This window comes from Brevinematales bacterium, from assembly GCA_026415355.1.
Taxonomy (GTDB): domain Bacteria; phylum Spirochaetota; class Brevinematia; order DTOW01; family DTOW01; genus SKYB106.
This window is the reverse complement of the sequence record JAOAHF010000001.1, coordinates 45,553-59,873: the sequence shown is the minus strand read 5'-3', so window position 1 is coordinate 59,873 and position 14,321 is coordinate 45,553. Positions and strand designations below refer to the sequence as shown.

Sequence of the window (14,321 nt, the reverse complement as noted above, 5' to 3'; positions counted from 1 at the left end):
TAATCAAAAGCCTCCCAAAACTACATCCCTAAATACCAAAATATTTTATATTTTTACTGTGGTTTTTACTCACCTTTTTAGGAATTTAAATTCCAAGTCAAACGTAAGTACATCCAAAATCACTATCACAAACACCATAAGCAAAAATAACCCAAGTAAATTTTTGTAACAAAATGAAAACTTTTAATGTTTAATGAATAATAGACAACTGGAGGTATCATTATGGTTAATAAAGTTTATTCGGTTTCCTTTGTCGGATTAAATGTATCTTTAGTTGAAGTCGAAGTTGATATCGAAACTAAAGTTCCAAGTTTTGATATAGTGGGGCTTCCTGACACTACAGTAAAAGAATCCAAAGAAAGAGTAAGAAGTGCTATACTAAATTCAGGATATACCTTTCCTTTGAAAAGGATTCTCATAAATCTAGCACCTGCATACCTTAGAAAAGAAGGATCAATACTTGACCTATCTCTTGCACTTGGAATATTAATCGGTTCAAAACAAGTATCAGATAGCGGAATTATTGATATCAACAACACTATTTTTATAGGCGAATTATCACTAGATGGAAAACTAAAGTACACAAAAGGAATCCTACCTGCAGTTCTGTTCGCTATTGAAAATGGTTTTAAAAATGTCTTTGTACCCGAAGAAAATAAAAACGAATGTATAATAGTATCGGAGTACATAAATATCCTACCCGTAAAAACCCTAAAAGATGTTGTAGAATTTATTGGTGGTGAAAATAGCACAAGCACATTAAAAGATGGTATAGAGATATACAAAAATCATAACTTTGATGTAGATTTTTCTGATGTTAAAGGACAATATCATGCTAAGAGAGCTATAGAAATAGCAGTAGCAGGAGGTCATAACATACTCATGCTAGGAGGACCAGGTGGAGGAAAAACAATGTTAGCAAGAAGAATACCTACCATAATGCCAGAAATGGAAATGAAAGAAATAATCGAAACAACAAAAATCTATAGCATAGCAGGTATGCTAGGAGAAAAAGGTATAATATCCGAAAGACCATTTAGAGCACCACATCACACATCGTCGGATATTTCAATAATAGGCGGTGGCAGAATACCAAAACCAGGAGAAGTAAGCCTAGCACACAACGGAGTTCTGTTTCTTGATGAACTACAAGAATTCAAATCAAATGTGTTACAGGTAATGAGACAACCCTTAGAAGAAGGCTTTATAACTATATCAAGAGCAGAAGGTAGTGTGATCTTCCCCGCAAATTTTATGTTTGTAGCCGCAATGAACGTCGCAAAAGATAATACCGATAGTATATACTCATCAACCGATATCATAAGAATACTAAACAAAATTAGCACACCTCTCATCGATAGAATAGATATGCACATCGAAGTACCAAGAGTTAAATTCAGTGAAATATCAGAAAAAACTAATGGACACTATAGCTCAAAACAAATAAAATCAAGAATATTAAAAGCAAGAGAAATTCAACACAACAGGTTCTCAAAACTAAAACTTAACATAAAAACAAACTCTAAAATACCCTCAACATACATAGAAGAAATATGTAGAGTATCAAACTCCTCAAAAAAATTATTAGAAGTAGTTATATCGAAATTCAAAATAAGTATGAGATCATATCACAAAATACTTAAAATAGCAAGAACTATAGCAGATCTTGATGAAACTCAAGACATAAAAGAAAGCCATATAGCTGAAGCAATTCAGCATAGAGTGCTAGACAAAATTTTATACTCATAATCCAACTCAAATCTAACTCAATTACTAAAAACTAAATCTTCAAATAACACGAAAATCAGTTTATTTTTAATCATAAAACAATCTTATTTATAATTTGGCACTATGATACTCACTTCAAAAAAGATACTAGAAGAAATAAAAAAAGGTAATATAATCATCGAACCATTTGATGAAAAATATCTAAATCCGAACTCATACAACTTAAGACTCCATAACGAGCTACTTGTATTAACAGATGAAAAACTAGATATGAGAAAACCATCCAATTACCAAAAAGTTATCATTCCCGAAGAAGGATTATTACTCGAACCAGGAAATCTCTATCTAGGTAGAACTTTTGAATATACAATAACAAAAAACTTTGTCCCGATGATAGAAGGAAGATCAAGTATAGCAAGATTAGGTATATCAATACATGCTACAGCAGGATTTGGAGATGTAGGCTTTGAAGGATACTGGACATTAGAAATATCCGTAATAAAACCGGTTGTTGTATACCCCTTTGTTGAAATATGTCAAATATACTATTGCGAAGTCACAGGCGAAATTGATAAAGTCTACAGAGGTAAATACTCACAGAGTAAAGATATAATAATAAGTAAAATTTACGAAGAGTTTAAATAATACTTTCTTTTTCTAACATCACTCTTAACTTACTTAATGCCTTTTGCTCTATGTATCTTATACCTTCAGGCGTTGACTTAAATATTCTTGCTATATCAACTAACCTTTTTACCTCTTTGTTATTAAGACCATATCTATGCTCTATTATAAACTGCTCCTTGGGACTCAATTTCGAAACTTTCTCGTTGATAATACTCACCAAATGATTGAATTCTATCTTTTCATCAACTTGATTTCTCTTATTAGTTATAACACTCTCATCAGAAATATCAGAAAAAAACATTATGTTATTCAACGACATCATGTTTTGATATTCTTCAACAGACATATTATACTCTACAAGACTCTCTTCAACTCCAACAAAACTATTGTTAACACTAAGCGATTTTACCATTTTTTTCTTTCTAGCTGGTAGTTTAACTACTGAATTCGATGAAAGATATGACAAAATATAATGTTTAATCCATATGTTTGCATAAGAACTAAATTTAACACCCTTCGAAATATCATAATTCTTTATAGCTCGCATTATTCCAAGACATCCTTCACTTATAAGATCCATAAAAACATCATTTTGTACTCTAAAATTTGAGGCAAGTTTTACCACAAACCTTATATTATTCTCTATAATTTTCCTAATGGCTTCCCTATCACCTTTCTTTGCCCTGATTATAGTAATTAAATCTTCTTCAATTACTTTAGTCTTCGCTATATCTTTAGACAAATACTTAAGAAGTACATTTCTTACCTCATACCTTTCCATAAATTTCCTCCTCTTTACTTTATAATCAAAGAGTATGCCAACTTTTCAAAACAACACAAGATTAAAATCTCTTCTAAAAAAAGGTTTCTTGCATATAGTACTAGTAGCCTACAACGATTTTGTTGTCAAAAAACAACAAACTATCCGGATTTAACAACAAATATTCTCTGCTTTTCTTTCTGGACTAAAGACTTTATTTTCTGATTTTTAGGATCGGAAAGATCTGGATCTTTTGATAATATCTTACGAGCATCTTCTTTTGTAAGTTTCAAAATATCTTCATCTTTTATTAAATCCGCCAGGATAAACTCAGGAATACCTGATTGCTGATATCCAAGTAATTCTCCAGGGCCTCTTAATCTTAAATCAATTTCGGATATTGCAAAACCATCTTCGCATTTAACCATAGCTTTCATCCTTTCAACTGCTTCTTGGGAAATTCTATCTGATGTTATAAGGTAACAGTAAGACTGGAAAGAACTTCTACCTACTCTACCACGCAATTGATGTAACTGAGATAAACCAAATCTTTCAGCCCCTTCTATAACTATAACAGTAGCATCAGGAACATCTATACCCACTTCTATGACTGTAGTTGATGCTAGTATATTAATTTCACCCTTCTTAAACTTATCCATAACTTCGTACTTTTCTTCGGGTGTCATCTTACCGTGAAGCATACCAACTTTATATTCTGGAAATACATCATTTGACAAATGTTCATACGCCTCAACTAAAGATTTAAGATCCGTCAGATCCTCACTATCCTCTATTATGGGATAAATGAAATACGCTTTGAAACCTTTTTTTAGCTCCTCTCTAACCTTCTCGTAAACCAGTCTTGTATCAATATCCTTATACCAATTTGTAATTATTTTTTTCCTACCATACGGCATTTCATCTATAACGCTCAAATCAAGATTTCCATAAAGTGTCATAGTCAAAGTCCTAGGTATAGGTGTAGCAGTCATAACAAGGACATCAGGATGAAATCCTTTATTTACCAATTTTGCTCTCTGCTCAACACCAAATCTGTGCTGTTCATCTATTACAACAAGCCCAAGATTCTTAAAAACTACATCATCTTGAAACAAAGCATGAGTTCCTATTACTATATGAGATCTTCCATACTCCATTTCAAAGTTTAGTAGTCTTCTAGTCTGACTCGATAATCCACCTTTCAAAATTCTCACATTTATGTTGTGATATTTAGCAAACTTGCTAAGTAAGTTTGATATGTTTATGTAATGTTGTACTGCTAAAACCTCGGTTGGTACCATAAGAGCACTTTGATAACCATTATCCACAGCAACAAGCATAGCATACAAACCAACTATAGTCTTACCCGATCCTACATCCCCCTGTATAAGTCTATGCATAACCTTGTTTGATAACATATCTCTCTTTATCTCTTCAATAACTCTAATCTGCGCACTTGTAAGTTCAAAAGGTAGTGAAGACACAAATTCATCTGCCAACTTTGTCGATCTGTACCTACTACCTTTATCCACTTTCTTTTCTTCAACCCTACTATACTCTATAACTAAGTTCATCTTCATAAATTCATAATATACAAAGTTCCTTCTAGCAATGCTTATATGTTCCATCTTTTGAGGTTTGTGTAGTATCTTTATAACTTTACCTAAAGACATAAGATTTCTACCTTCCATTACATACTCCGGCAATTCATCATCTATCTTATCTGCAAACTCATCAACTATGATATGTATAGTTTTCCTTACAGTTCTTTGCCTAACACCCTCCGTTGATGAATATATAGGTAAAACAACTCCAAATTCATCCTTCTTGTACCCTTGGTTACCAAGTTCAGCATAATCAAAAGTAGCACTCTGTAATCTATTATACTTGTACTCCCAAATCCCTGTTATTATATACCTAACCCCTACCTTCAAAACATTCGCTAAAAATTCCCTATTGTAACAAACAAGCTCTGCTTTTATTTCACCATCAGTTACTATAATTTTCAATATTTTTCTATCACTAACCTTCACATACTCATAATCTATAACCTCAGCTATCACAGTACCATTAACTTTACCATTCAAAGACTTGTATATATCTCTCATTATATCTGAAAAATTTTTTAGTTCTGTTCTATCTTCATACCTAATAGGAAAGTACGTTAATACATCAAAAACTGTGTATAACTTAAGCCTATATAGCAATTTCTTCCTAGCAGTAGTTAATGATCTTATTTTAAGATCTTTTATATGTATCTTTTTCGTTTCCTCAAGAAGCATATTATCTGATTTTAAAAATATTTCAAAAACTCTTTCTATTAAGTTTAGAAAGTCTTATCCTGTTGTACCTCTGAATCATAACAAAAGGTATATTCGCAACTACACAATAAAGTACCATAACTACCATCGCTTCAATAAAATTATTCCATACAAAACTTATAGGTAAGAAAAGAAAAGGTAATAAATGAGATAGTTCAGCTCTACAAGTTTCTGTGATAAACCTTGAAATATACTCCTTATCTCTCGATAGAAATTTCTTCTTATTAAATGGATTTATACTCAGCAATTCTCCTGCTTCTGGCAACCTATCCTTCCAGAGCTTTATCAAAAACACTTTCTCATATAACTTACCATTAAACTCCCAAAACCTTTCCTTAAACAAGGGATTATTACCAGTATAGAAAGATTTCGGAATGAAGTGTACTAAATACCCTGAAAAAAAGTGAACAGAAATCCAAAAAACAGAATTAACAATAATCATAAATACTAAAAACCATATATCAAAATTCATCTTATCACTACCTCTCTACCTCTCCACTTAACCTTCCTACCTGTCTTGAGAAAGTAAAACGATCTTATAAGTATAAACAAAAAAAACCACCCAAAAACTACAGAAATCCAAGAGAAAAATTCAAAATTACCAACTTTCCTAGAAACTAAAAACATAATAAAACTGTAAGTAAGATACATAAAAGCAAAATATTCAAATTGCCCTAAAAAAATAGACAGAAATCCATATATCGTTATATTTACAACAAAAGCAATTAAGCCAAAAATCAAAATCAGATTCCAAAGATCAGTTGATTTAGCACCGAGAGACATATTCTTAGTCCAACCATCAATGAGATTTTTTACCCCATCTCCATACATACGAAAAAAAACAAGTTTGTTATTGGGGATTGAATATATTTTTATGTTGTTATTCTCAAACCTCTTACCAAGCTCAATATCCTCAACTACCCTATCAAAAACAGATAAATGTCCCCCTACTCTAAAATAATCGTTCCTTTTAACAATTAGGAATGGACCAAAATATCCTCCCTTAGTATTAAAGGGACAACAAAATCTACCTACACTTAAACCTACTATTGCTATTATGTTAAAGTACATAGAGAGTTTTTCATAGAAACTTAATGTTAAGTGATAAGGTTGTATCGTTAAAAGTCCATCTTTCGGAACATTCGATAACACATAATCAAAAGCACCATCTGAGAAAAAAACATCAGCATCTAAAAAAAGCAAATACTCTCCACTTGACTTACTTGCTCCTACATAACAAGCTATACTCTTACCACTCAATTCAGAATAGAATTCCTTGACTTTTAAAACTTTAACCCCAAAAGATTTTGATACTTCGTAAGTGTTATCTTCAGAGTCATCATCAACTACTATAATCTCTTTAAACCCCTCACTAACCAGAATTTTCAAAAGTCTTGTAATCCTATTCTCCTCATTCCTAGCTGGTATTATCACAGAAATATCTTTCTTATCAACCCTGATTCTGTCAAAATCAATTTTTCTGTAAAAGAAATTAATAAACCTGAACAATACCACTAACGAGATAACAAGACCTAAAACACTACCAACTAAAAATAATACAAAAACCATCTCCATTACTATGTATAAATATACATCGATTCCATGAATTTCAACAAATTAAGCTGCTAACTATAAAAAAATTCCTTGAGCTAACCAAAAGTAAAAAAACCAAACAATCAAAAAATACACATTTAAAATTATAACATTACACATAGTACAAACTTTAGAATTTTATTTACTTATTATTCCGAATATCGTTTATTATATTTATGTTATGGTAAAAAAGGTATTTCTCCTCACAGTTTTTATACTTCTTTTCATTCTAAACGACAAACTACTATCATACAATACTCCAAAATATCAAGAAATATTAACTCCAAGCAGTGAAGGAATTTCTGTTGTTTTCACTCCTTTTAACAGTTATTCATTCTCCCTTTTCAATGCTCCACAATCATTCAACATACCTAATAACTACTCTCTAGGGTTATTTCTAGGAAACTTTGCAACAGAAACTATATTCTCTATATCGGGACACATCAACATTTTAGGATATCCTATCCTATTAGGTTTATCATCTCTGAACAGTCAATCAGAAGTATACAGTAAAGATTTCAATTACCTAGGTAATTACAACCAAAATTTCATACTACTTGGTATAGGAACAAAATTAAGTAATATTTTGTTATACGAATTCGGAAATATCGATTTGGGAATATCTATTTTAGGATCACTAGACATATACTCCTTTCCAACTGGCATCTTTTATTACGATTCATACATACTTGAGGGATACTTCATACCACTAATAGGTGCTACCTTAAAAACATACTACAATGTTGACATATCTCTATCTCAACTTTTTTTCATCGGTGGATTACTAGAAAGTACATCTTTAGGCTTCAGTTCTAAATTAGGTATTAGATACTATCTTCTATCACTATTCAGCAAAGACAAAAATATTTATAAATACCTAGTTATCTACCCATATATTTCATACACTTATCTGACTTCTGTAACTACAAAGTTTCAAGTAAATAGTTACAATAATTTCAGATACGGGGTAGGCTTAAATTCAGAAGTACTTGATAACTTTAAACTATCTTTTGGTATTGATAACAAGGGATGGTCTTTCTCTCTTGTTTTGACATTTTTCAGTTCACCAATATCAATAGGAAATATAAGTCACGATAGTAGTCAACAATATCTAGATTTAGTACCTTCACTCTATTTAGTATTCAACGAAGCAACAATCAATCAAATTGTAGGTATATCTCCTGACAAGGAAGAAGTCGAAAGAGGTATTGTGGAATTCGAAAAAGGTAACTTTACAAATGCAAACAAATATTTCGATAAAGCATTACGTATAAATCCATCAAATGAAGTAGCAATAATATACAAAAGAAAACTTATGCTTTGGCTTGAAAGTAACGAAATATTAACTAAAGAACAACAAGAATACATAAAAACCCTATTAACAAGAGCAAACATTCTAAGATTACAAAGCAAATATGGAGAAGCAATTAAAGAATACAAAAAAGTACTTGAGATAAATCCCTATAACAAAGAAGCAAACGACGGAATAAAGCAAATTGAAGCTATAGTATCAGAAGAGATTAACAAAAACTACAGAGAGGCCCTAAATTTATATTCAAATAACGAGCTTATAGAAGCTAAAAAAGTTATAAATAGAAATCTTGATTTAAATCCATTTCACGAACCTTCAATAAACTTATCCAAGGAGATAGACGACAGAATACAAACAGAAACCACCAAGAAACTCGAACTTGAGCAGAGAAAATCTTTGTCTTACTCACTATACTCGCAAGGTATGAAAGAATTTTCAGTCCATAACTTCAACAAAGCACTTGAACTTTTCAATAAAGCACTAGAAATTTACCCTCAAAACAAAGATGCTGAAGATGCGATTAAGAAAACATTAAGTGAAATTGAAGCATCCTCAAAGATACAAGAAAATAAATCAAGATCAGATTCTCTCGTGGCTGAAGGTTTAAAACTAAAAAGCGAAGGAAAATACTGGGAAGCTATATCCAAATTTAGAGAAGCAATCAGATTTTACAGAAACAATGAAATCGCTAAAATTGAATTAAGCAATACAACTGAAACGATAAGGGCTGAAGCTAAGAAACTGGAAAGTGAAGGAGATGAACTTTTCATCAACGGCAAAATACCATCTGCCATATCCAAATGGAATACCGCTATATCACTTTTGAAAGATCTACCTGAAGCAGTCATACTCAAGCAAAAAGTAGATTCTAAAATAACAGAACTTAAAGCTAATATAGATATAAAGATAGCAAACGCCAAAGAACTTCTAAAAAGCGGAGACTTTACAAATGCTATAAAAACTATAAATACCGTTATCAAACTTGAACCAACAAACAAACAGGCTATCGAAATATACAATCAAGCTAAAAAAATATTTGACGCTTATGTAGATAACCAATACTCCGAAGGATTAAAAGCGTACGAAAACGGAGAATATAAAAAATCTTTCAACATATTTGACGAACTTGTAAGTTTCGTACCAGAGGACGATAGGAGATTTCCTAAAATAAAAATTTACTACAATGACTCGAAACAAAAACTTAATCAAATAGAGTTAAGCAGAAGAATAGAAGAAAAAATAAGAGAAGCAGATGCATTACTGGTAAACTACGACTACGAAGGTGCTAAAAAAGTTTTACAAGAAGCTTTAAAAATTGATCCAAACAATTCAGAAATAAGTAAAAGAATAAAAGAAATTGAAACAAAAGCTAAAGAAACACAGTTAAGAGACGAAGCAAACTTATTACTAAGCACAGGACTAAAAGAAATTAGAAGAAAAAACTACAATGAAGGTATTTCAAAACTCAAGGAGTCAAGAAACAGATTTTTATCCTTAGGGGATGATATATCTATTATTGATAATTACATAAAGAACGCAGAAGAAGAATTTAACCTTGAGAAAAATACAAGCTTCATAGAAGGTAAAAAAGCTTACGAGAAAGGTGAATACCTCAAATCAAAACAACTACTTGAAATTGCACTTAAAAATAATCCAAATTCCTCTGAAATCAAGCTACTCTTAACAGAAGTTAATAATAAACTAAAGATGATTGAAAAAGATATATTAGATCAAGCAGACAACAATTTTAGACTAGGAGAATATAACAAAGCACTCGAAGATTATAATACACTTTCAAAGATATCACCAGATAATCCACTTTATAAATTCATGATTGAAACCATACAAAAAATAAAAGATGACCTTAACGAAGTAAGAAATCTATTCCAAGTAGGAGAATATTCAGATGCATTAGACATAATAGATGATCTTTTGGCTTTAAATCCTAAAGACCCTAATCTACAGAGTTTGAAAGAAAGCATTCTCGAGAAGTTATATGCAAAAGTTTCTACATTAAGAAACGAAGCAGATGATCTTATAAAGAGAGAAGATTACAAAAAAGCAATTAATAGATTAAAAGCAATACTTAAATATTTCCCTGACGATGCTGATGCAAAAATCAAATTATCCCTAGCACAGAGTAGATTGAATGACAGAATTTCTAAGAATTTTACTCTCGGCAGAAATGCTTATAATTCAGGTAACTACAAAGAAGCAATCAGAATATTGCTTTTGGTATTAGATGATGATCCTAACAACACGAATGCCAGAAACCTTCTTAATGACGCTAGGATAAAGTATAATTCTATCATCTTAAGAGATACCGAAAAGATACAGAGAGAAATAGCATCTCTTATGTCAAAAGGAGTTGAAGAGTATAGGAAAGGAAACATAAGTAAGGCAATAGAAAACTGGCAGAAAATTCTTGATATAGACCCAAGCAATGAACAAGCGAGGAAATATATAGCAAGAGCCAAACTTGGCAAATAGGGGATGGTCGGATTTGAACCGACGAATAGCGGTTTTGCAGACCGCCGCCTTAGGCCCCTTGGCTACATCCCCAAAACTACAAACTTACCTAATTCCATTTTAAATCATAGTACATCTTGATTTCTACTAATTGTGAAACCGACAGAATTTTAACAGTTTGGTAATCCCAAATATTCATTCTTGAATGTATGTTTATACTATTTAGATAATTACTTACATGCTTAACGTTGTAAGGTTTAGTGATTTTTCGAAAAACACCTTACTTGAGATCAGTTATAAAGTTTTTGATCTTACCATTATGAGTTCCCAATAGTCCTTTGAAGTCATGTTTGGAAATGATGCGAGAAACATTATAAAAGATTTACCCCTAGCTAAGGTAACACTCTACAGTCACAAAAACACATAAGCTACCCTTAAAAAGAACAAATTGTTGGAGTAATGATTTTATTTTCACAAAAGGATTTTCTTTACCAAAATTTAACGACGGGACGAAAAATCCTAACTAATATGAGACCGAAAATATTTCTAAAAATACCTCTACTTTATGAAAATATCTTAATATTCTTTTACCTATACCTAAAAATAGCATATACCTAAGTAATATATCTGTTTTTCCAGAATACGGAGGGAAAAGTATAGGAAGAGAAATGCTAAAATATGTTTCCAATTATACTAAGTAAAGTTATTCTAGACGAGCGTTGAAAATAATGTAGCTTCAAGACTTTATGAAAAGTAAAGAGCTCATACAAAGCCAGTTAAGATTAATGAGTATACCTTCTGTTTTTATAGGATGGAAAAGGATGTATAGTATGTTATTTTAACTTGAAATAATCCGAAAGATCTGTCAAAAGTTTATTTTATAATATACCAAATTTAAACAGCTTGTAGAATTTTTAGTTTTGAAAGTATATGTAAATATATATGAGTATGAGTAAGTTAATATTCCTAACTCAGCATGTAGAAGCAAAATCAGAGGTCAAGGATCCTGAGAAACACTTAAGAGATATAGGAAAAAGGTTTGTCTCTTCTTGATGATCCTCCAAGTTGGGCTAAAAGACTTGAAATTGAGGATAAAATCATAATTGTAGGACATCTACCTTATCTCTCAAAACTCGCTTCACTACTCATCGTAGGCAGTTAAGATATTGAAATAGTAAAGTTTAGACATTCATCTTGCTTTACCAAAGAAGATAAGTTCCGGATATCTTTGTTTATAACACCTGATGCCGATATTTAGCAAAGTTTGATGTTTTACACTGATACACAAATTTTATGTCTCACGCAACGCAAATCAATATCCTATTTATCTTCATCTATCGAAGTACATTAGATTAATATTTACAGATTCACTTTCAATCTCAACATGCTATTCAATAATTCCTTCTTCTCTTCTAAATCCTTTGACTATACCTCTTTTAGAAGACTGTATGAATTTGGATATATACTCTATATTTGCATCGTTTGGAAATAATTCGAGTATTTTCTGACTAGCTTCTCTTATTGTGTATTCCGATTTGTATATTATCCTATATGCTTCTTTTATTCTGTTTCTTTCTTCTGGGCTAAAACTTCTTCTTCTAAGTCCCACAGAATTTATACCAACTACTTCTGCTGGTATTCCAACAGCCATAGTAAAAGGAGGTATATCTTGAGTAACCTTTGTTAAAGCACCTACCATAACGTATTTACCAATCCTAGTGTGCTGATGTAATCCTATAAGAGCTGAAATAAATGCCCCATCTTCTACTACAGAAAAACCCGCAAGCTGACAATTATTCACCAAAACAACCTCATTCCCAACAATTACATCATGAGCTATATGTGAACCAACCATGATCAAGCATTTATCACCAACTTTAGTCCTGCTATCCTTTGAAGTAGGTTTATGTATAGTAACAAATTCTCTTATTGTATTGTGATTACCTATTTCTATAGGTCCAACTTCCTCACCACCATACTTAAGATCTTGAGGAGAAGTACCTATTATTGTATAAGGTCCTATTCTGTTTCCAATACCTATCAAAACATTCCCATATATACAGCTACCAGCATCTATAGTAGTACCATCCCCTATTTTAACATTACCTTTTATAACAACATTAGGTCCAATTTCCACCTCAGACCCGATCTCTACTTCACCTTCAATTATTGCTGTATGATGAACTCTTGGCATACTACTACTCCAACGACTTTTAGTTTATAAGACTGTCAGCGATTAATACAATTTATTTTCATACTTAAAAATAAAACGTAAATACCACACAAATTACTATTTCATCTACGAAATAGGTTAGTGAAATTTAGACAAGACCCACCTGTATTAATCTGGAAGCATGATAACAAAAATACAAAACTTTGAGTAGGCCATAAATTATATCCTGTGATACTTTTATAAAACTACACAGATTTATACAAATTTATTTTGAATTTTGTCCTAAAGAATTTAGATTTTAATTGATAGCTACTTCAGAGTTTGAAATGTCATGTTGATGTTATATATAATAATTTTGCTTGGGGGTGTGGCGGAATGGCAGACGCGGGGGACTTAAAATCCCCTGGGTGAAAGCCCGTGAGGGTTCGAGTCCCTCCATCCCCATTCTAGGCCTGTAGCTCTAATTGGCCAGAGCGCCGGACTCCAAATCCGGAGGTTGTGGGTTCGAGCCCCACCAGGCCTGAATACAAAAGGTAAGGATTCTTGTATGAAGACAATAGTAAAGTTTTTTAAAGATGTAGCTGAAGAAATGAAGAAGGTTTCTTGGCCACCAAAAGAAGAGGTTATATCATCTTCATGGGTCGTAATAGTCTTTATAATAATACTTTCAATAATACTAGGAATTGTTGATTTTATCTCCTCAACAATAGTTGGTCTCATTCTTAAGTAAAGGGTAAAATTTATGAGTAGAGCCTGGTACGTACTACATACTATCTCAGGATTTGAAAAAAGCGTAGTCGAGAAGATAAAAAGTATCTCTGAAAAAGATGAAAATATAAGGAGAATTATAGCTAACATTAAAATACTAACTGAAAATATCGAAACCAAAGGAAAAAATGACAAGAAAATAATCAAGCAACAAAGAATATTTCCAGGATACGTACTAATGGAGTTGGATCTTCCTACGGAAGAAAAAAGCTTGGAATATTTTCTAAGGACTATAAAAAACATCCGTGGAGTCATAGGTTTCCTAGGATCTCAAAAAGACAAAACAGGTGTAAGTTCTTTCAAAGTCCCTCCAAAACCTCTATCAATAGAAGAAGTGAGATCTATATTTGAAAGGACTGGTGAATTCAAGAGCAGAGCATTTGTTGATTTATCATCTTCATTCGAAGTAGGCAACCAAGTAAGAATAATAGATGGGCCTTTCAAAGGACTCGTCGGAACTGTTGTTGAGGTATATCCTGATAAATATAAACTTAAAGTCAATGTCACAATATTTAACAGAGAAACTCCATTAAACGTTAATTTTGATCAAGCAGAAAGAATATAAATCCA

Annotated in this window: 11 protein-coding genes and 3 tRNA genes; 8 read left to right on the top strand and 6 right to left on the bottom strand. The window is 31.8% G+C overall.

Annotated features, from left to right (window positions below):
* Nucleotides 1–222: 222 nt before the first annotated feature.
* Together N2712_00285 and dcd are read left to right on the top strand one after the other, a co-directional pair.
* Nucleotides 223–1,749, top strand: coding sequence for a YifB family Mg chelatase-like AAA ATPase (locus N2712_00285; protein ID MCX8028419.1), 1,527 nt, complete (start codon nucleotides 223–225; stop codon nucleotides 1,747–1,749).
* 102 nt (nucleotides 1,750–1,851) lie between these two features.
* Nucleotides 1,852–2,373: a dCTP deaminase gene (gene dcd, locus N2712_00280; GenBank protein ID MCX8028418.1), complete on the top strand. Its 522-nt coding sequence runs from the start codon at nucleotides 1,852–1,854 to the stop codon at nucleotides 2,371–2,373.
* Here the strand turns inward: dcd and N2712_00275 are convergent.
* The 4 genes from N2712_00275 to N2712_00260 all read right to left on the bottom strand — a co-directional run bounded on the left by N2712_00275 (nucleotide 2,366) and on the right by N2712_00260 (nucleotide 7,011).
* Nucleotides 2,366–3,136 (bottom strand): sigma-70 family RNA polymerase sigma factor, encoded by a 771-nt coding sequence (locus N2712_00275; protein ID MCX8028417.1) that lies wholly within the window; start codon nucleotides 3,134–3,136, stop codon nucleotides 2,366–2,368. The two genes, dcd and N2712_00275, sit on opposite strands and share 8 nt — an antisense overlap.
* Before the next feature lie 140 nt (nucleotides 3,137–3,276).
* The gene (gene recG, locus N2712_00270) at nucleotides 3,277–5,397 is read right to left on the bottom strand and encodes an ATP-dependent DNA helicase RecG (GenBank protein ID MCX8028416.1); all 2,121 of its coding nucleotides are present in this window, start codon (nucleotides 5,395–5,397) and stop codon (nucleotides 3,277–3,279) included.
* Nucleotides 5,398–5,419: 22 nt separating this feature from the next.
* A complete protein-coding gene (locus N2712_00265) occupies nucleotides 5,420–5,908 on the bottom strand; it encodes a hypothetical protein (protein ID MCX8028415.1) in 489 nt (162 codons plus the stop codon).
* Nucleotides 5,905–7,011 carry a glycosyltransferase gene (locus N2712_00260; GenBank protein MCX8028414.1) on the bottom strand — a complete coding sequence of 369 codons (1,107 nt, stop codon included), beginning with the start codon at nucleotides 7,009–7,011 and terminating at the stop codon, nucleotides 5,905–5,907. The genes N2712_00265 and N2712_00260 overlap by 4 nt, the downstream gene beginning before the upstream one ends.
* Before the next feature lie 199 nt (nucleotides 7,012–7,210).
* Between N2712_00260 and N2712_00255 the strand changes: the two genes are divergently transcribed.
* Nucleotides 7,211–10,831 carry a tetratricopeptide repeat protein gene (locus N2712_00255; protein ID MCX8028413.1) on the top strand — a complete coding sequence of 1,207 codons (3,621 nt, stop codon included), beginning with the start codon at nucleotides 7,211–7,213 and terminating at the stop codon, nucleotides 10,829–10,831.
* Here N2712_00255 and N2712_00250 read toward each other — a convergent pair.
* Nucleotides 10,830–10,903: transfer RNA gene (locus N2712_00250), tRNA-Cys, on the bottom strand. The two genes, N2712_00255 and N2712_00250, sit on opposite strands and share 2 nt — an antisense overlap.
* A gap of 946 nt (nucleotides 10,904–11,849) precedes the next feature.
* Between N2712_00250 and N2712_00245 the strand changes: the two genes are divergently transcribed.
* Nucleotides 11,850–11,972, top strand: coding sequence for a hypothetical protein (locus N2712_00245; GenBank protein ID MCX8028412.1), 123 nt, complete (start codon nucleotides 11,850–11,852; stop codon nucleotides 11,970–11,972).
* A gap of 225 nt (nucleotides 11,973–12,197) precedes the next feature.
* Here the strand turns inward: N2712_00245 and lpxA are convergent, their stop codons facing one another.
* Entirely contained in the window at nucleotides 12,198–13,004 is an 807-nt protein-coding gene (gene lpxA, locus N2712_00240; GenBank protein ID MCX8028411.1) for an acyl-ACP--UDP-N-acetylglucosamine O-acyltransferase, read from the bottom strand.
* A gap of 340 nt (nucleotides 13,005–13,344) precedes the next feature.
* On the opposite strand from lpxA, the gene N2712_00235 reads away from it, so the two are divergent.
* The 4 genes from N2712_00235 (at nucleotide 13,345) to N2712_00220 (ending at nucleotide 14,316) form a co-directional block, all read left to right on the top strand.
* A tRNA-Leu gene (locus N2712_00235) sits at nucleotides 13,345–13,427 on the top strand.
* 4 nt (nucleotides 13,428–13,431) lie between these two features.
* Nucleotides 13,432–13,506 (top strand) — tRNA-Trp (locus N2712_00230).
* A 24-nt stretch (nucleotides 13,507–13,530) separates the two neighbouring features.
* Nucleotides 13,531–13,713: a preprotein translocase subunit SecE gene (secE, locus tag N2712_00225; protein ID MCX8028410.1), complete on the top strand. Its 183-nt coding sequence runs from the start codon at nucleotides 13,531–13,533 to the stop codon at nucleotides 13,711–13,713.
* Nucleotides 13,714–13,725: 12 nt separating this feature from the next.
* The gene (locus N2712_00220; GenBank protein ID MCX8028409.1) at nucleotides 13,726–14,316 is read left to right on the top strand and encodes a KOW motif-containing protein; all 591 of its coding nucleotides are present in this window, start codon (nucleotides 13,726–13,728) and stop codon (nucleotides 14,314–14,316) included.
* Nucleotides 14,317–14,321: the final 5 nt, after the last annotated feature.

Excerpts from the sequence above, each read along its gene's own strand:
- N2712_00260 (MCX8028414.1), bottom strand. The coding sequence starts at position 7,011 with ATGGAGATGGTTTTTGTATTATTTTTAGTTGGTAGTGTTTTAGGTCTT.
- N2712_00220 (MCX8028409.1), top strand. The coding sequence starts at position 13,726 with ATGAGTAGAGCCTGGTACGTACTACATACTATCTCAGGATTTGAAAAA.
- N2712_00285 (MCX8028419.1), top strand. The coding sequence starts at position 223 with ATGGTTAATAAAGTTTATTCGGTTTCCTTTGTCGGATTAAATGTATCT.
- dcd (MCX8028418.1), top strand. The coding sequence starts at position 1,852 with ATGATACTCACTTCAAAAAAGATACTAGAAGAAATAAAAAAAGGTAAT.
- lpxA (MCX8028411.1), bottom strand. The coding sequence starts at position 13,004 with ATGCCAAGAGTTCATCATACAGCAATAATTGAAGGTGAAGTAGAGATC.
- N2712_00265 (MCX8028415.1), bottom strand. The coding sequence starts at position 5,908 with ATGAATTTTGATATATGGTTTTTAGTATTTATGATTATTGTTAATTCT.
- recG (MCX8028416.1), bottom strand. The coding sequence starts at position 5,397 with ATGCTTCTTGAGGAAACGAAAAAGATACATATAAAAGATCTTAAAATA.
- N2712_00275 (MCX8028417.1), bottom strand. The coding sequence starts at position 3,136 with ATGGAAAGGTATGAGGTAAGAAATGTACTTCTTAAGTATTTGTCTAAA.
- secE (MCX8028410.1), top strand. The coding sequence starts at position 13,531 with ATGAAGACAATAGTAAAGTTTTTTAAAGATGTAGCTGAAGAAATGAAG.
- N2712_00255 (MCX8028413.1), top strand. The coding sequence starts at position 7,211 with ATGGTAAAAAAGGTATTTCTCCTCACAGTTTTTATACTTCTTTTCATT.